Source organism: Parazoarcus communis SWub3 = DSM 12120 (assembly GCF_003226565.1).
Taxonomy (GTDB): Bacteria; Pseudomonadota; Gammaproteobacteria; order Burkholderiales; family Rhodocyclaceae; genus Parazoarcus; species Parazoarcus communis.
The window spans coordinates 1-17,572 of the sequence record NZ_QKOE01000020.1; the positions used below are offsets into that span (position 1 = coordinate 1).

The 17,572-nt window shown below is 64.5% G+C and carries 17 protein-coding genes; 11 read left to right on the forward strand and 6 right to left on the reverse strand.

Annotated elements, in window-relative coordinates; translation table 11 throughout:
* From DNK49_RS19310 to DNK49_RS19340, 7 genes are all read left to right on the forward strand, one after another.
* On the forward strand, nt 1–494 hold a 494-nt coding region (locus tag DNK49_RS19310; RefSeq protein ID WP_133255132.1), incomplete at its 5' end, for an ABC transporter ATP-binding protein C-terminal domain-containing protein.
* A 5-nt stretch (nt 495–499) separates the two neighbouring features.
* Complete coding sequence (locus tag DNK49_RS19315; protein WP_110528537.1) at nt 500–1,261, forward strand: ABC transporter ATP-binding protein; 762 nt, start codon at nt 500–502, stop codon at nt 1,259–1,261.
* Between the two features lie 40 nt (nt 1,262–1,301).
* Nucleotides 1,302–1,904 (forward strand): hemerythrin domain-containing protein, encoded by a 603-nt coding sequence (locus DNK49_RS19320; protein ID WP_110528540.1) that lies wholly within the window; start codon nt 1,302–1,304, stop codon nt 1,902–1,904.
* A gap of 185 nt (nt 1,905–2,089) precedes the next feature.
* Nucleotides 2,090–2,386 carry an HU family DNA-binding protein gene (locus tag DNK49_RS19325; protein ID WP_279386431.1) on the forward strand — a complete coding sequence of 99 codons (297 nt, stop codon included), beginning with the start codon at nt 2,090–2,092 and terminating at the stop codon, nt 2,384–2,386.
* 479 nt (nt 2,387–2,865) lie between these two features.
* Nucleotides 2,866–4,197 carry a DEAD/DEAH box helicase gene (locus tag DNK49_RS19330; RefSeq protein ID WP_110528547.1) on the forward strand — a complete coding sequence of 444 codons (1,332 nt, stop codon included), beginning with the start codon at nt 2,866–2,868 and terminating at the stop codon, nt 4,195–4,197.
* 131 nt (nt 4,198–4,328) lie between these two features.
* The gene (locus tag DNK49_RS23870; RefSeq protein ID WP_165843389.1) at nt 4,329–5,243 is read left to right on the forward strand and encodes an Lcl domain-containing protein; all 915 of its coding nucleotides are present in this window, start codon (nt 4,329–4,331) and stop codon (nt 5,241–5,243) included.
* Nucleotides 5,244–5,278: 35 nt separating this feature from the next.
* Nucleotides 5,279–6,601 carry an META domain-containing protein gene (locus DNK49_RS19340; RefSeq protein ID WP_110528550.1) on the forward strand — a complete coding sequence of 441 codons (1,323 nt, stop codon included), beginning with the start codon at nt 5,279–5,281 and terminating at the stop codon, nt 6,599–6,601.
* Between the two features lie 6 nt (nt 6,602–6,607).
* Here DNK49_RS19340 and nusB read toward each other — a convergent pair whose 3' ends face one another.
* From nusB to cutA, 6 genes are all read right to left on the reverse strand, one after another.
* A complete protein-coding gene (gene nusB, locus DNK49_RS19345) occupies nt 6,608–7,057 on the reverse strand; it encodes a transcription antitermination factor NusB (RefSeq protein ID WP_110528553.1) in 450 nt (149 codons plus the stop codon).
* On the reverse strand, nt 7,054–7,524 hold the full coding sequence (ribH, locus tag DNK49_RS19350) for a 6,7-dimethyl-8-ribityllumazine synthase (RefSeq protein WP_110528556.1): 471 nt from the start codon (nt 7,522–7,524) through the stop codon (nt 7,054–7,056). The genes nusB and ribH overlap by 4 nt, the downstream gene beginning before the upstream one ends.
* 39 nt (nt 7,525–7,563) lie before the next feature.
* Nucleotides 7,564–8,652, reverse strand: coding sequence for a bifunctional 3,4-dihydroxy-2-butanone-4-phosphate synthase/GTP cyclohydrolase II (gene ribBA / locus DNK49_RS19355; protein WP_110528559.1), 1,089 nt, complete (start codon nt 8,650–8,652; stop codon nt 7,564–7,566).
* 29 nt (nt 8,653–8,681) lie between these two features.
* Nucleotides 8,682–9,299: a riboflavin synthase gene (locus DNK49_RS19360; protein ID WP_110528562.1), complete on the reverse strand. Its 618-nt coding sequence runs from the start codon at nt 9,297–9,299 to the stop codon at nt 8,682–8,684.
* 79 nt (nt 9,300–9,378) lie between these two features.
* Nucleotides 9,379–11,184: a protein-disulfide reductase DsbD gene (dsbD, locus tag DNK49_RS19365; RefSeq protein WP_110528566.1), complete on the reverse strand. Its 1,806-nt coding sequence runs from the start codon at nt 11,182–11,184 to the stop codon at nt 9,379–9,381.
* Between the two features lie 13 nt (nt 11,185–11,197).
* Nucleotides 11,198–11,539 carry a divalent-cation tolerance protein CutA gene (gene cutA, locus DNK49_RS19370; protein WP_110528568.1) on the reverse strand — a complete coding sequence of 114 codons (342 nt, stop codon included), beginning with the start codon at nt 11,537–11,539 and terminating at the stop codon, nt 11,198–11,200.
* Between the two features lie 199 nt (nt 11,540–11,738).
* Here cutA and DNK49_RS19375 point away from each other — a divergent pair, with 199 nt between their 5' ends.
* From DNK49_RS19375 to DNK49_RS19395, 4 genes are all read left to right on the forward strand, one after another.
* Complete coding sequence (locus DNK49_RS19375; RefSeq protein ID WP_110528571.1) at nt 11,739–12,776, forward strand: porin; 1,038 nt, start codon at nt 11,739–11,741, stop codon at nt 12,774–12,776.
* Between the two features lie 268 nt (nt 12,777–13,044).
* Complete coding sequence (locus DNK49_RS19385; protein ID WP_110528577.1) at nt 13,045–14,331, forward strand: ATP citrate lyase citrate-binding domain-containing protein; 1,287 nt, start codon at nt 13,045–13,047, stop codon at nt 14,329–14,331.
* A gap of 33 nt (nt 14,332–14,364) precedes the next feature.
* A complete protein-coding gene (locus DNK49_RS19390; protein ID WP_110528580.1) occupies nt 14,365–17,070 on the forward strand; it encodes a CoA-binding protein in 2,706 nt (901 codons plus the stop codon).
* A gap of 80 nt (nt 17,071–17,150) precedes the next feature.
* Nucleotides 17,151–17,558, forward strand: coding sequence for an acyl-CoA thioesterase (locus DNK49_RS19395; protein ID WP_110528583.1), 408 nt, complete (start codon nt 17,151–17,153; stop codon nt 17,556–17,558).
* Nucleotides 17,559–17,572 lie beyond the last annotated feature (14 nt).

Consider the following 17,572-nt stretch of genomic DNA (forward strand, 5'->3'; position numbering starts at 1 on the left):
AGCTGCTGCCGACGATGAGCGTGCTCGAGAACGTGGCCATCGGGGGTCACCTGCGCGGTGACAAGGGCGTGTTGAGCGCGGCCTGGCGCCTGGACCGGGCCGAAGAGGCGCGGCTGCTGGCCGAAGCAGCGCGCCAGATCGAACGCGTGGGCCTGGCCGATCACCTCTACGACGAAGCGGGCAGCCTGGCGCTGGGCCAGCAGCGCATCCTGGAGATTGCGCGTGCGCTGTGCTCGGACCCCTGCCTGCTGCTGCTCGACGAGCCGGCCGCGGGGCTGCGCTTCAAGGAGAAGGAAGCGCTGGCGGCGCTGCTGAAGAAACTCAAGGCCGAAGGCATGGCCATCTTGCTGGTCGAGCACGACATGGACTTCGTCATGGGGCTGGTCGACCGGGTGGTGGTGATGGAGTTCGGCGAGAAGATTGCCGAAGGGCTGCCCGAAGAGGTGCAGAAGGACCCGGCGGTGCTCGAAGCGTATCTGGGCGGGGTGGAGTGAAGACGATGAGCAACGAAACCAAGAAGACCGTTCTGGAAGTGAAGGACCTGTGCGTGTCGTACGGCAAGGTCGAGGCGCTGAGCAACGCGAACCTGGTGGTGGGCGAAGGGCAGATCGTGACGGTGATCGGCCCCAATGGGGCGGGCAAGACGACGATGCTGTCGGCGATCATGGGGGTGCTGGGCTCGCGTGGGCAGGTGGCGTTCGATGGCAGCATCGAGGCGGTGCCGGAGGTGGAGCGGATGGTGACGCGGGGCATGAACCTGGTGCCGGAGAAGCGCGAGCTGTTTGGCGAGATGACGGTGGAAGACAACCTGACGCTGGGGGCGTTCCAGCGCTACCGGATGGGCAAGCGCGATCAGGCGCAGACGATGGAAGAGGTCTACACGCTGTTTCCGCGGTTGAAGGAGCGTCGCAGCCAGCTGGCGGGGACGCTGTCGGGTGGTGAGCGTCAGATGCTGGCGGTGGGGCGTGCGCTGATGGCCAAGCCCAAGCTGCTGATGCTGGACGAGCCGAGCCTGGGGCTGGCGCCGCTGATCGTGCGCGAGATCTTCCGGATCATTGCCGAGCTGCGCCGTCGCGGGGTGTCGATCCTGCTGGTGGAGCAGAACGCACGGGCGGCGCTGCAGGTGGCCGATTACGCCTATGTGCTCGAGACCGGGCAGGTGGCGATGGAGGGGCCGGCGGCGCAGTTGAAGGACGACCCGCGGGTGATCGAGGCCTACCTCGGTCTGGGCGGGAAGCATCAGGAAATGCTGGCGACCTGAGTCACCAGCCGATCCGGAACGACAGCAAAGGACATACGCCATGGAAGCACTCAGCATCATTCAGGACGAACACCAGTCACTGGCAGCAATCCTCCACGCCATCCGCCACATGAACAAGGAGATCGGAGCAGGCCGGTTGCAACCCGACTTTCAGTTGCTGCGCGCAATGGTGCATTACCTCGATGCCTACCCGGAGAAGAAGCATCACCCCAAGGAAGACCGCTATCTGTTCGCGTTGCTGAAGAAGCGTACCGACGAGGGCGCGGCGGCCATCGAGCGGCTGGAAAAAGAGCATGCGGTGGGCGACGAGCGCATCAAGGCGCTGGAGGCCGCCCTGCATCAGTACGCCAGTGGTGCGCGTGACGGGTTCGACGCCTTCACCCAGGCTTTTGAACGCTTTGCCGATTTCTACCGTAGCCACATGATGCTGGAAGAGCGTGAAGTCCTGCCGCTGGTGGTGAAGTACTTTACCGCGGAAGACTGGGCGGAAGCCGCAGCAGGCTTCCGGGATGACCCCGATCCGATGGGCGGAACCGGCGAGCCGACGACCCACGAGGATTTCCAGCGCATCTTCTCGAAACTCGTGGCTGCGGCGCCTGCGCCGATCGGCTTGGGCGCGGGGCCGTATCGCGCCGAGAGTTGAGCGTGGGACGGCTTGCACAGGGATGGACAAAAGACATAAACAGGCCCGGATTCCCGCCCATATTTTTCCGTCCAGCCCTGCTGCAGTACGCAGATACCCTTTTCGGGTTGTTACCGTATGCGCCGCAGCCCGCGACAGTGCTAGAATCCGCCGAGTAGATCGAGTTTTACATTCTGCACACACCAATACAATCGAGGAAAAGCATGAACAAAGGTGAATTCGTCGAAGCCCTGGCCGACCGTCTGGATGTCTCCCGTGCCCAAGCTGATCGTGCGCTGTCGGCTGTGCTCGACATCGTTGCCGAACAGCTCGGCAAGGGCGAGAAGGTGGCCTTCACCGGTTTCGGCTCGTTCGAAGTGTCCAAGCGCGCTGCCCGTACCGGCCGCAACCCGCAGACTGGCGCGACCATCGAGATCGCTGAATCCAACGTGCCGAAGTTCACTGCCGGCGCGACGTTGAAGGCATCGGTCAACGGCAAGTAATTGCCCGTCAGGCGGCAAGGCCGGCGCGTCTTGCGCCCTTGCCAGAGCGGCGGATCTCCAGACAGGAGCCGCCGCTTTTTTTATTTTCCTGAACATCTTTGTCAACTATTTCGCGACAGCCCGGTAAAAAGCCTCTATAATCCGGCCAGTTGTGCAATGCAGCAGCAGGGCCTGAATCCTTCGTAGCGGAATTGATCCGCCGAATTGGCCCCAGGGACTGTAATCACAGCCCCATCGCCCCCGACCTCCCGCCGAACTCCATTCGCTCTTCCGATCGTCTGGCATCGTGACAACCGGTTGGTGCCGATGCGCGATCGTTCAGGTTCGCCTGGCGATCGGCCCACGCCCATCGCGCGCTTGTCGCCCCGGCGCCCCGTTTCGTCTATCCGCGAAACGGAGCGGCGCGATGCCATGCGGTCCGGCTTCAGCCGGGCCCGAATCCGTCCGGCCACAAGCCGGCAAGCAACACAGGAAGAACCATGACGTTCCAGAGCCTCGGCCTTGCCGAAGAACTCCTCAAAGCCATTGAACAAACCGGCTACACCACGCCGACTCCGGTCCAGATGCAGGCAATTCCTGCCGTGATCGGCGGCTCGGACCTGCTGGTGTCCAGCCACACCGGTAGCGGCAAGACCGCTGCCTTTACCCTGCCTGCCTTGCACAAGCTGATTGACCGTCGCCCCAGCCCCGGTGCCGGTCCCCGCGTTCTGGTGCTGACCCCGACCCGCGAACTCGCGCAGCAGGTCGAGAAGGCCGTCCAGACCTACGGCAAATCGCTGCGCTGGCTGAACACTGCCTGCCTTGTCGGCGGCGCACCGTTCTTTGCCCAGGCCAAGCAGTTGCAGCGCCCGGTGGATGTGGTTGTGGCCACGCCAGGCCGTCTGCTCGACCACCTGAATCGCCGTAAGCTCAAATTGTCCGATATCGAGGTGCTGATCCTCGATGAGGCCGACCGCATGCTGGACATGGGCTTCGCCGAAGATATCGATGCCATCGTCGCGGCGACTCCGGCCAAGCGCCAGACCCTGCTGTTTTCGGCAACGCTCGAGGGCGTGGTCGGTGCGATGGCTGAGCGCATGACGCGTAATCCGCTGCGTATCGAGATCGAAGTGGCCAAGGAGAACCGTGGCCAGATCGAGCAACGCCTGATGTTTGCCGACGATATGGGTCACAAGAGCCGTCTGCTCGAGGCCTTGCTGGCAACTGACGGCCTGCAGCAGGCTGTGGTGTTCACCGCCACCAAGAAGAGTGCCGACGAACTGTCGCTCAGCCTGCAGGAGAAGGGGTTCGCCGCCGCGGCACTGCATGGCGACATGCACCAGACCCAGCGCACCCGCACCCTGGACCGTCTGCGTCAGGGCCGCATCGGCGTGCTGGTGGCGACCGACGTTGCGGCTCGTGGGATCGACGTTGCCGGTATCAGCCATGTCATCAACTTCGACCCCCCGCGTCAGGCCGAAGACTATGTTCACCGTATCGGCCGTACCGGTCGTGCGGGTCGCGATGGCGTGGCAATCACGCTGTCGGGGCCGCGTGAGACCGGTCTGATCCGTGCGATCGAACGCTTTACCGGTGATCGCCTCGAGGTGCATACGATTCCGGGCATGGAGCCGGCACCCCGTCGCCCGGGTCCGTCGGGCCCGCGTCCGGCGGGTGGCAATGGCCGCCGGTTTGGCAGTGGTGGCGGTTATGGCCGTCCTGGTGGTGCTGATCGTCGCCCCGGCGGTGGTTTTGGTGGTCGTGATGGTCACGCATCCGCTCGTGGTGATCGCAGTCATGGCGATCGCCGTGAGCGTGGTCCGCGCGGTTGATCCTGTCAGGTCCGTATGTGCTGTTGAAAAATCCCGCTTCGGCGGGATTTTTTGTTTCCAGACACCGCACACGGTTTGCCTGGGGCGCAAATGGCGGGACAATGACGTTTTGCTTGTTTTGGGTTGCTCGCATGACACACACGGCTGTCCGCTGGTTTCGTCTTCCACTGATCCTGATTGCGGCGATGGCGCTGCAGGCATGCAAGCAGGAGGTCAGCTTGCCTGGGCCGACTGCCGAACCTGGCGTGTTGCAGTTGCTGACTGAGCCTGGTGATGCCGAGATCGTGGTCAATGGTCAGCCCCACGGGCGCAGCCCGGCTGAGGCGGGGGCGGTGTTGATGCTGCGCTTGCCTGCCGGGCAATACCTGATTGAAGCGCGCAAGCCGGTTGATGAGTTCATGGATCTGGTCGGGCGTGTCGAGGTGGATCATGTCGACGACAAGCCGACCCCACCGCTTGTGTTGCGCCTGACCCAACACCTGACACCCGCTGGCGAAGCCATGGTCGAGGAAGAGAAGCGCCAGCGCGACGCGCGCGAGCAGGTCCTGGCGACACGTTTTCAGGCGCATGAAGACGGAACCGCGACCGATACGGTCACCGGCCTGACCTGGATGCGCTGCAGCATCGGGCAGACCTGGGTGGGTCAGGCTTGTTCGGGTGAGGTGAGCCAGCTGAGCTGGCATCAGGCCTTGAAGGCCAGTGAGGGCTTTGTGCTGGCCGGTCATGCGGACTGGCGCCTGCCGACCCGGGACGAGCTTTATACGCTGGTCTATTGCAGTTCGGGGCGGCGGTTTGCGCGTGATCCGGAGGGGGCGGGTGGCGCCTGCGAGGGTGGGTTCCGTCAGCCTGCGATACTCGATTCGGTTTTCCCCGCGACGCCGGTGAGCAAGTATTGGTCATCAACCGAGAGTCCCAACTACAACTACAAGGCCTGGGGCGTGGCTTTTGGCAATGGATTGGTCGGGGCCGGCGTCAAGACGGAGTATGTCGCTGCACGCCTGGTGCGCGGCACGATGCAGCCGCCGTCGCTGCCGGCGGGTAACTAAGTACGCGGCTGGCGGGCCACAAGGGAGGAAAGCTCATGCGCGCGTCACGAAGGTTGGTGCTCATGCTTGGCGTGCTGATGGCGGCTTGCTCCAACCTGCCTGTACCGCCTGAGCCTGCTGGCGCGGGTGTTGCTGCGGAGCTCGAGGATGCAAAGGCTGCGCGTCAGGTCATCAGTGGGCATTTGTTGTATCGCGAGCGTATCGCGCTCCCGCCCGACAGCCTGGCCGTGATCGAGTTACGTGAGACGCCCGCCGGGCAGGGGCGGGTGCTGGCTGAGCAGCGTATTGTGCTGCGCGGGCAGCAGGTGCCGATCGGTTTTGCGCTTCAGGTCGATCCTGCGCGGATTCCTGCAGGCGTGGTGCCCGCTGTGCGTGCGGGTGTGGTGGTGGCGGGGCGTCCCGCTTGGGTCAGCGAGGCGGTGCCGATCGAGCCCGCACGGCTGTCACAGGATCTGGGGCCGTTGTTGATGCGTCAGGTGGTGCAGGTTGAGCTCAGTCGTCGCATGCGCTGCGGTGAGCTCGAGATCCAGCTTGGGTTTGCCGAGTCGTCGATGCGCTTGCTGGCACGAGGCGAGGCACATGAGCTGCGCATCGCGCCCAGCGCCTCTGGCGCGCGCTATGTCGGAGTGGATGATCCGGCGACCGAGTTCTGGAACAAGGGGACGAAAGCGCAACTGAGTGTGCGCGGAACATCGTTTCCTGAGTGCGTCGAGCTCACACAGCCCCTGCCGCCTTTACCCGAAGCCTTTCGGGCGCAGGGTAACGAGCCGGCATGGTTGCTGGAGCTGGGGCAGGAACGTCTGCGCCTGACGCTGGAGATGGGCGCGCGCCATATCGAGCGGCCTCTGCCGCCTGCCATGCGCAGCACCGACACGACGCGCTACTTCAGCCGGGACGGTGGCCCGGATCTGCTGGTGGAAATTCAGACGCGGCGCTGCGCCGACTCCATGACCGGCATGCCCTATCCCGAAACGGTGCGGGTCGCGTTTGAAAATCGTCATTACGAGGGGTGTGGCGGAGATCCCGCCAGCTTGCTGCAGGGGGTGTGGCAAGTAGAGGATCTGGACGGGCGAGGCATTGTGGACCGCTCGCAGATGACGCTCGAATTTGGTGTCGATGGGCGGGTGTCCGGCCACGCTTCATGCAATCGCTTCAATGGGGGTTATACCCTGACTGGAGAGGGTTTGAGCTTTTCCCGCCTGGCGTCAACGATGATGGCTTGCCCGCCCGCCCTGATGCAGCAGGAGCAGGCTTTCCTGTCCTTGCTGCCGGACGTGATCCGCTTTGAATTGAGCGATGAGGGTGCCCTGCGGCTGCATGCTGCCGACGGCCGCCAGCTGACGGCGCGTCGGCGCTGAGGCGCTTCAGCCCTTGCGGCTGGCGCGGGCGGCTTCGACTTCTTCGGGGCGCAGATTGGCGGCCAGCTTGTCGAGCACGCCGTTGACGAAGCGGTGACCGTCGGTGCCGCCATAGGCCTTGGCCAGTTCGATGGCTTCGTTGATGACGACCCGATAAGGGGTGTCCAGACTGTGGCGCAGTTCGTGTGCGCCCAGCAGCAGGATCGCATGTTCGATCGGTGACAGCTCGCTGGTCGGGCGCGACAGCAGCGGGGCAAAGGCTGCGCGTAGCGTGTCGACGTTGTCCAGCGTGCCGTGCAGCAAGCTGACGAACAGCTCGCGGTCGACCTTGTCGAACTCTTCGGTCTCGGCTTCGAGATGGCGTTGGACGGTCGTCATCGAATTGCCCGACAACAACCATTGATACACCCCTTGCAGCGCGAGTTCGCGTGCGCGGTGTCGCGCCATCCTGCTCATGGCAGGACCTTCAGCAGTTTGGCCATCTCGACGGCGGCGCGGGCGCAGTCGCTGCCTTTTTCCTGCATGCGGGCAAGTGCCTGGTCGTCGTCTTCGGTGGTCAGCACGCCATTGGCGATCGGCACCCCGGTGTCGAGGCCGACGCGGGTGATGGCAGCGCCCATTTCGTTGGAGACCAGCTCGAAGTGGTAGGTCTCGCCGCGGATGACGGCACCGAGGGCGACCAGCGCATCGAACTTGCCGCTATTGGCGAGCTTCTGCAGCACCAGCGGGATTTCCAGCGCGCCGGGTACGGTGGCGATGCGGATCAGCTCGGGGGAGACGCCCAGCCGGATCAGCTCGTCGGTGCAGGCCGACAGCAGGCCCTCGCAGACGTCCTGGTTGAAGCGGCTCATGACGACGCCGACGCGCAGGCCCTTGCCGTCGAGGTCGATGTCGTATTCGTGGATGTTTTCAAAACGTGCCATGGTGTGAATTCGGATATTGAGTGTGAGGGGGACGGGCGCTCAGGCCTTGTCCACGAAGCCAGTGATCTCGAGACCGAAACCGGCCATGCTGGGAATCTTGCGCGGGCTGGCGAGCAGCCGCATCTTGCCGACCTGGAGGGCCCGCAGGATCTGGGCGCCGACGCCGAACAGGCGGGCATCCCATTTGACCGGGCGATCATGCGTGCCATTGAGATTGGCCAGCAACTCGCGACCGGATTGCGGACGGTAGAGCAGTACGATGACGCCGGCTTCGGCACGACTGAGTGCAGCCAGCGCTTCGTTGACCGGAAAGCTGTGGCGGCCGCTGGCCGGGTCGAGGAAGTCCACCACCGAGATCGGCTCATGGACGCGGACCAGGGTCTCGCGCTCGGGCGAAATCTCGCCGCGGCTGAGTGCGAAATGCACGTCGCCAGAGGTCTTGTCTTCGAAGGCCGACAGGCGGAAACGGCCGTGCGGGGTGTCGACTTCCTTTTCGGTGACCTGTTCGACCAGGTGTTCGGTGGCGGCGCGGTATTCGATCAGGTCGCGGATCGCGCCGATCTTCAGGCCGTGTTCCTTGCCGAACTCGATCAGATCGGGCAGCCGTGCCATGGTGCCGTCGTCCTTCAGGATCTCGCAGATCACCGAGGCGGGCTCGAGGCCGGCAAGTTGCGCCAGGTCACAGCCGGCTTCGGTATGGCCGGCGCGGATCAGTACGCCGCCGCGTTGGGCGGTCAGCGGAAAGATGTGGCCCGGGGTGACGATGTCGTCGGGCTTGGCGTGACGACCTACCGCGACCTGCACGGTACGGGCACGATCATGTGCCGAAATGCCGGTGGTGACGCCGGTGGCAGCTTCGATGGATACGGTGAAGGCGGTGCCATGCGGGGTGCGGTTGTCGCGCACCATCTGCTGCAGGCCGAGCTGGCGGCAGCGTTCGTCGGTCAGCGTCAGGCAGATCAGGCCGCGGCCGAACTTGGCCATGAAGTTGATCGCTTCCGGGGTGACGAATTCGGCGGCCATCACCAGGTCGCCCTCGTTCTCGCGGTCTTCCTCGTCTACCAGGATCACCATGCGGCCGGCCTTGATGTCGGCGATGATGTCGGTGATCGGAGCCAGTGCGCTCATGTGCTGTTTTCCTTTCTGGGGTGGGCGTGTCAGGCTTGTGCTGCCTGCTCTTCTTCGGTACGCCATGCCAGCATGCGCTCGACATAGCGTGCAATCAGGTCGATCTCGAGATTGACCCGGGAGCCCGGCTTCAGGTGCTTGAGGTTGGTGACCTCCACCGTGTGCGGGATCAGGTTGATCGAGAAGTCGCGATGTTCGACACGGTTCACGGTCAGGCTGACGCCATTGACGGTGATCGAGCCTTTCCTGGCGATATAGCCGGCGATGGCCGCCGGTGCGCGGATCACCAGTTCGTGGCTTTCGCCGACGGGGTCGAAGCGGACCACTTCACCGACGCCATCCACATGGCCGGTCACCAGATGGCCGCCGAGGCGGTCAGCCATGCGCAACGCCTTTTCGAGATTGACCTCGCCACCTGCCTGGTCGAGACCGACGGTGCAGTTCAGGGTTTCGCGCGAGACGTCGAAGCGGACACGGTCACCGTCGCGCGCGATCACGGTCAGGCATACGCCGCTGTTGGCGATGCTGTCGCCAATGATGACGTCCTCGAGATCGAGACCGTTGGTGTTGACGGTGAGCCGCACGCCGTCGGCGAGGGGCTCGATCTGTTCAATGCGGCCGACTGCCGCGACGATGCCGGAGAACATGAAGGCACTGATCGAAAAGGGGAAAGGCAGGATTGTAGGCGAAACACGGGCGTTCGGCGCGTTTGCCGGCACACATCCGTTACAGCGCGCGCGCCAGCACTGCGGCAAACGGCTCCGCTTTCATGAAGCCGACCACCCGCAGGCCGTCGTGCTCCTTACCCGTTGCATCAAAGAAGATGATGCCAGGCGGGCCGAACAGACCGAAGCGCTTCAGCAATGCCTTGTGCGCTTCACTGTTGGCGGTGACGTCGGCCTTGAGCAGAAGCATCTGCCCCATCCGTTCGGCCACCCGTGGGTCGGTGAAGGTGTAGCGTTCCATCTCCTTGCATGACACGCACCAGTCCGCGTAGAAATCCAGCATCACCGGGCGGTCGGTCGAGGCCAGGCGGGCGTCGAGTTCGGCGACGGAGCCGATCCTTTCAAAAGCGGGTTGCTGAGCCGGGGTGGCGGCTTCGGCACGCAGCACTGCCAGCGGCTGCAAGGGGTCGCGCGAACCGGCCAGCGCGCCGACCAGCATGGCCACGCCACCAATCAGCATGGCCACGCCCACCCCTTTCCAGAACCGCTGCCAACCCCTGGCCTGAGGCGGCAGGGGGTCGAGTGCATGGAGAAAGATCGCAGGGAACAGCAGCAGTGCAGCCCAGCCCAGCATGGCGCCCAGGGGGGGGATCACCGGCATCAGCAACCATAGCGCGACTGCCAGCAGCATCACGCCGAAGGCCTTCTTGACCCCTTCCATCCACGGGCCGACCTTGGGCAGCAGGGAGCGCGAGGCCACGCCGACGGCAAGCAAGGGGGCGCCCATGCCGAGTGCCATCACGAACAGTGCCCACCCGCCCAGTACCGCGTCGCCGGTCTGCGCGATGTACAGCAATGCGCCTGCCAGCGGCGCGGCCACGCAGGGACCGACGATCAGCGCCGACAGCACGCCCATCACCGCAACGCCACCGAGCTGGCCGCCTTTCTTGTGGCTGGCGCTGTCGGCAAGACGGCTCTGCAGTGCGCTGGGCAATTGCAGCTCGTAGAAGCCGAACATCGACAAGGCAAGCGCGACAAACACCAGCGCGAAGGCCGACAGCACCCACACGTTCTGCAATGCGGCCACCAGCAGGGTGCCGCTCAGTCCGGCCGCCACACCCGCCAGGGCATAGGTCACGGCCATCCCCAGCACATACACCAGCGACAGCAGGAAGGCCCGGCTGCGCGAGATATGGTGACCGTGGCCGATGATGATGCCCGACAGGATGGGAATCATCGGAAAGGTGCATGGGGTGAAGGCCAGCAACAGGCCGAAACCAAAGAAGCTGAGCAGCACCAGTGGCCCACTGGCGTCTTTCAACAGGCTGGCGATACGACCACTTTCGTCAGCGCCGGCTTCGGTCGTGCCACCGTTGCTTGCCCCGGTGCTGGAGGTCTGCTCCAGCGCACGCTGCAACAGACCTCCGCCGGTGACGGCCACCTGGGTCAGGTCGATTTCGGCGCTCTGTGGGGTGGGCGGATAGCAGATGCCACCGTCCCAGCACCCCTGGCTGCTGACATGCAGGGTGAACCGGCTCTGGCCCGGTGGCGCGGTGACCGGCAGCAGGATGGTCAGCGTGCCGCGGTAGGTTTCCACCTCGCCGAAGAACTCATCCTGCTTGAGTTTGCCGGGCGGACGCTCCGGCGTGCCAAGCACGAACCCGGAGGGTTCGGCGTCGAAGCGGAACTTGTCGCCGTACAGGTAGTAGCCCTTGGCGACCTTGAAGCTGACTTCCACCGTCTGCGCATCGAGCACGCGTGCGCTCATCGCGAAGGCTTGTTCAGGGGCGATCGGGTCGTTGGCCCGTGCGGGCAGGGCAAGCAGGCTCGCGAGGACGGCGAGCAGGATCAGCAGGCGTTGCGTCATGGGGATTCGGTCTTCAGGGGGCGGAGTCGTCCGCAGTCGTTTCCTGTGCGACCCAGCCGAGGTAGGCGGGCAGGCCACACTGGACAGGGACTGCAAGGATCTCGGGAAGTTCGTAAGGGTGGGCCGAACGAATCGCGGCCTCGAGTGCCGGGTAGCGTTCGGCGCCGGTCTTGATCAGCAGCGGCACCTCGCTGGCCGATTCGATGACGCCCTGCCAGCGATAGACCGACGTACATGTCGGCAGGATGTTCACACAGGCCGCCAGGCGTGATTCGACCAAATGCGCAGCAAGGCGCTGGGCAGATTCCGCGTCAGGCAGGTTGGTGAAGACCAGCAGGGTGTCGGTGCGCATCATGGGCTCCGGGTTCAACGGAGCGGTATTGTCCCAGAGTCCAACAGGTTTTGCTGATGTGCGCTGATCGGGTTCGGCGCTGCCCCGGTGTTCCACGAGCGGACTGAAAGCACTTCGAAAGCCGTCTTCGATTCAATCCGTTGCGCCCGACGGTACGCACCGTGCCGGCCGCAGGCCACACCAAAACAACGGAGGAACACCCATGAAGCACGCGATCAAGCTGGCCACCCTGGCCGCTGTCTGTCTCACCCCGGCGCTGGCACAGGCGCAGTCCAGTGTCACCATTTATGGCCTGCTCGATGTCAACGTGGCGCACGAGCGCGCAGGCAGCCTCAAACGCAGCGGGATGGATGTGAGCGAGCTCAACGGCTCGCGCCTCGGCTTCCGCGGTAGCGAGGATCTGGGTAACGGACTGAAGGCGATCTATACGCTGGAGACTGCGGTGCGGCTGGATATCGGCGGAATGGACGGTGCCGGTTTCCAGCGCCAGACCTTCCTGGGGCTGGAAGGCTCGTGGGGCCGGATCACCGCAGGCCGCCAGTATTCACCGGCTTTCGTGGCGCTGGATCCGTTCGAGGCCACGGGGGGGGCTGATCGTACTGCCGGCCTGCTGCATCGCAAGACGGGTTCGGTTGCGCGCGGTTATCAGGTGCGCTTTGACAACATGATCAAGTACCGTTCGCCCGAGATGGCCGGGTTCTCGGTGGATGCCGGCTACTGGACGGGGGCCGAGAATGCCAGCGACGACAGCGATGTCCGCCGCCAGGGGCGGGGTTATGGCCTGACCGGCATGTACAAGAACGGTCCCTTCGCGGCTTCGGTGACGACGCAGAGCTATATCACCAACGCGACCGGTGGCCGTGCCTCCACCCACGGTATCGCAGGTGCGTATGACTTTGGTGTGGCCAAGTTGTACGCGCTATACACGCAGGACAGGGAGCATGGCTCGCAAGGATCGGGCAAGGCGCGCAGCTACGCGGTCGGCGCCGAGATTCCGGTCAGCAAGGTGGGTACCGTTGCCGTGTCCTATGGCAGCCGTAACGAAAGTGGTGAGGCCGACACCGAGGATGCAAGCGGCGTTTCGCTTTACTACATGCACAACCTGTCCAAGCGCACCACGCTGTACACCGCCTACTCGCAACTCAACAACCGTGGCGATGCCAACTACGGCTTCAACCTGACGCCGGATGCCGGCGACCGGATCAGTGTCGTCATGGCGGGTATCCGTCATCGGTTCTGATCTGTTGATGGTGCCGCGCGTCTGCGCGGCAACCCTCCTCTAGTCGCCCCGGCAGTCACGACGGGTGCGCATTGGGCCTCGACCGGGAAGCCGGGTTGAGGCCATTTTCTTGTCGGGCGTGCGTTCCGCATGTGATCGCGGCATGTGTGCCGCGAGGCCGGTGCCGGTGGCCTGGCTTGCGTCATTGCGCAGTGCAACGAAAGCGTTCCGAAAGCCCATTTGCCTAAGGTGCCTCCTGCCACAGCCCCACAACAAAGGAGACAGAACCATGCAGATAACCGGAATGTTGCACGGATCGCGACTGCTGCAGTTCGCAGACTTTCCCACCGCCGAGATCCTTGGCCCCGACGCCAGCGAGGAGGCCATCAAGGACTTGATCGAGCGTCACGGTTCGGTGTTCATCAAGCCGTTGTTCAAGGGCGGTGTCGGCAAGAAAGGCAAGGCTGGTCTGATCGGGCGAGCCAAGGACCTCAAGACCGCACTGGCGGAGAAGGAGCGGCTGTATTTCGTCGAGCATCGCCACGGCAACCAGGTGGCCAAGGCCAACGGGGTGACCTTCGAGGGCGCCGTACCGGCCGAGCATGAGGTGTACTTCTCGATCACCGATTCCACCGAGTTCCGCGCGCCGACGATGACGCTGACCCACATGGGCGGGGTCGACATCGAGGAACTGGACAAGGCCCAGATCGCGCGCATTCCGTTCGATCCGCTGACGGGTCTGAAGGCTTTCGTCGTCGCCAATGCGCTCGCCGACATCGGCGCGCCAAAGCAGGTCATCTCGCCCCTGGTGCAGCACCTGCCGCGCCTGTGGGAGTTGTATCACGACTTCGGCATGAACACCCTCGAACTCAACCCGATCCGCATGCGTCCGGATCGCCGCGGGCGGCTGACGCCGGTGGCCTGCGATTTCAAGTGCGGTTTTGATCGCGATGATCCGCGCTGGCACCGGCTCAACCTGCCGGCGCATCTGTTCGCCGCCGATTACTCGGACTTCGAGCAGGAGATCAACCAGTTGCGTACCCATCAGGGTCAGAGCGATGTGTACGTGATCAACGACCAGGGCACCATCCTGGCGCCGACCTTCGGCGGTGGCGCCAACTCGCTGGTCACCGAGATGCTCGGCGACGACGCCATCATCTCCTCGGACTTTGGCGGCAATCCGCCCTACGAGAAGATGAAGTCGGTCGCTTCGATCTGCTTCAAGCACTGGCTGCGCCAATCCAACGTGCTCTTCATCATCGGTGGCAAGTCCAACAACACCGACATCTTCGAAACCTTCCGCGCAATGGCCGATGCGCTGCGCGAGCACTTCGGTACCCACGGCCCGACCCCGCTGTACGTCGTCGTCGGCCGCGGCGGACCCAACCTGGTGCGTGGCATGGGCGTGCTGCGCGACACCTGCGAGGCGCTCGGCCTGCCCTATCGCCTGTTCGGCTTCGACTCGGCGATGAGTGAGGTGGTCGACTACGCCCGCGAGGTCAACGAGTGGATGAAGGCCGGGGGGCGCGAGGCGGTTGCAGCCCGTTTGCGTATTGCCCCCACGGCGACCGTTTGATCGATCGGTACCGGACAAGAACAGGAGACAGCGATGTATCAACAAGGTGCAGGTGATTTCAAGTACTACGTCGGGATCAGCTCCCTGGCGCAGATCGCCACCCGCGACGATCGGGTGTGCGTGCTCAACATCCTCGGCGGCGAGTCGAGCGAAGTGACCCCGGTCGGCCACGCCTGGTCGGGCGGCAATGTGGTGTTCGGCACTTCGCCGGGGCGTCGTGGGCAGGTGCTGGAGACCGAGCTAGGCAACATCCCGGTGTACAACAGCGTGCGCGAAGGGCTGGACGACGGCCATCGTTTCAACTGCGGAGTGGTCTACCTGCCGCCGTCGGCGGCGCGAGACGGCGTGGCCGAGCTGATCCGGGTCAATCCCGAGCTGAAGAAGATCTTCATCATCACCGAAAAGATCTCGGTGCATGACGCTCGAGAAATCCGTGCCATGGGCCAGCAGGCCGGCATCGACATCTTCGGTGCCAACTGCCTGGGCGTGGCCGACTCGTGGAACCAGGTGCGTATTGGCGGCGCGCTCGGCGGCGACCATCCCGGCGACACGCTCAAGCGCGGCTCGATTGCGATCCTGTCGAATTCCGGCGGTTTCACCACCACCATCGCGCAGTACCTGCGCATGGCGGGCTGGGGCACGACCACGCTGGTGTCCAGCGGCAAGGACGTGTACATCCATTACGCTGCGCCCGAGTTCGCGTTTGCGCTGGCCAATGATGCACGCAGCAAGGCCGCAGTGCTGTACTGCGAACCCGGTGGCTACTATGAGCGCGACGCCGACTTCACCAAACCGGTGGTGGCCTGCGTGGTCGGGCGCTGGAAGGCCAAGCTGACCCGCGCGGTCGGCCATGCCGGCGCGATGGCGGGTGGTCACGACGATGCGGCAGCCAAGGAGCAGTGGTTCAAGGACAAGTTCGGCGTCGACGACATCTTTACCCCGGAACATCCGGTGTTCTCGGCCAAGGGCGCGTTGGTCACCAATATCGCCCATATTCCGGCAGCGCTGACCGCGGTGATGCGCGCCAATGCCACACTGCCGGACTTCGCCCCCGAAGGCACGATGGAGCTCAAGCCCTGGTTCGGTTCGAACATGGGACTGACCCTGCCGGCGCCGCTCGACCTGCCGGTGGTCGAGAGCCCCGAGCCCTATCGCAGCCAGGTCGCGTTGCTGGCCAAACAGGTTGGCGCGGTGTTCCCGCGCGAGGCGCTGAAGGACGCCTCCGGGGCGTCGCAGATGGATCCGGCGACCCAGGTCTCGAGCCTGTACGGCACCCGCGTGCTGGAGGCCGCCTGCCTGCCGCTGGAAGCCAATGTCAGTCTGGCGTTGCTGCGCGAAGCGGGGGGCGAGAATGACCGAAAGCTGGTCAATGTGGCGCTTGGTGCGAGCATCAATCTGTACGGCAGCCCCGAGCTGGCGGCGGCGCAGGCCGCGCGTGAGGCCGGCAATGCGCCCAACAGCGTGCTGTCGGCGGCGATCTCCATCGTCGGTCCGCGTCGTGCAGAAAACGCCGGACGCATTGTCGCGGCGCTGATCGAGCGTTTTGCAGAGGCCGGTATCCGCGATGCGCTGGCTGAAGAGGTCGATCTCACCGCAGTTCATGCCGACACGGCACTCGCCATCCTGGTGAGCAGCGTCGAACCCGACCCGCGCGCGCTTGCGATGCTTGCGGGTCTCGAGGCGCGCGGTACGCGCTCGGTGTTCGTGCGCTACCTGCGCGACCAGCCTGGTCATGTCAGCGCCGACGCGGTGCTCGCCGCGATCACGACCACATTGGCCTGGGGGCCCTTGATGCGCAAGCGTGTGTCGCGCCTGACGGTCGAGACCCTGCCATGGTGGATGCGGCTGTTCGGCACCGTCATCGGCGCCTCGGCGCAATCCGAGGCGCACCGTCCGGACGGCTTCAACGGCTTTGCGACCGCCGACCTGCTCGGTCGTGCATCGATCACCGAGGTGGCTTATCACGCGCTGCTCGGGCGTGCGCCGGAAGCGTCCGACCTGTTCGCGTTCCAAACCCTGGTCGGCATCCTGCTCACCAACGGCCCTGGCACCATCTCCGCCCAGGGCGCCAAGGGTGCGGTCTCCAGCGATGGCCCCGAGACCCCGCAGCGGGTACAGCTCAACAAGGCGCTGACCGGCTTCCTCTCCCACACCGGCTACGCGCACGGCGGCAATGGCTTCGAGGGGGTGCAGTTCCTGATCGAGCAGTTCCGTGACTCCGGCCTGCAGGACCCGGCCGACCCGGCGCACGGTGTCGATCTGAAGGCGCTGGCGCGGCGCTATGCCGAAGACTACGGCCGTTACAAGGCTGGTGCCAAGTCGCTCGGCAGCCTCGACATCCGCAAGATCCCGGGGGTGAATCATCCGGTGTTCAAGGACAAGCCGGTCAACCTCGACCCGCGCGAGGTGTTCATCCGCGAACTGATGGAGGGGCGCGGCGAGGCCAACGTCTTTCACGATTTCTATCGTGTGCTGGTGCAGGTGTTGCGCGACACCGGCGTGTCACGCACGGTGTATTGCGTGAACATCGATGCGGTGATCGCCGCGTTGCTGCTCAAGCTGACGTGGCAGCCATGGCGTGCCGGCGAGATTTCGGATAGCGCGCTGGAGGCGGCTGCGTTCTCGATCTTCCTCTATGCGCGCATGCTAGGCTGCGCCGCCGAGGCCGACGATCATCTCAACCGCGGTCGCAATATGGACACGAGAACCGTGGCCTCACGCTGCCGCTTCGTCAGCTGAGCGCTTTCTGTGTGCTGGCCGGTTTGCGGGGCATGAACGCGCAAACCGGTGTCCGACCCATCCCCTGACGAGTCCATACAATGAAAGAACCGATCCCCACCCCCAGCGGCGAGCCCGCGATCCGCACCATTGCCATGCCCGGCGATGCCAACCCCGCAGGCGATATCTTTGGCGGCTGGTTGATGGCGCAGATGGACCTTGCGGCGGGTAACGTCGCCGCACGTCGTGCGCGCGGCCGCTGCGCCACCGTGTCGGTCGACCGCATCACCTTCCTGCAGCCGGTGTATATCGGCGACGAGGTCAGCCTGTATGCCGAGATTACCCGTATCGGACGCACCTCGATGACCTTGCAGGTCGAGGCTTGGCGGCGCTCACGCGACGGTGAGGAGCAAGTCAAGGTGACCGATGCGACCTTTGTCTTTGTCGCCCTTGATCAGGGTGGCCGGCCACGCGTGATTGCGCCCTCGATGGGTGAGGTCAGATCCTGACGGCGATTCGCCCG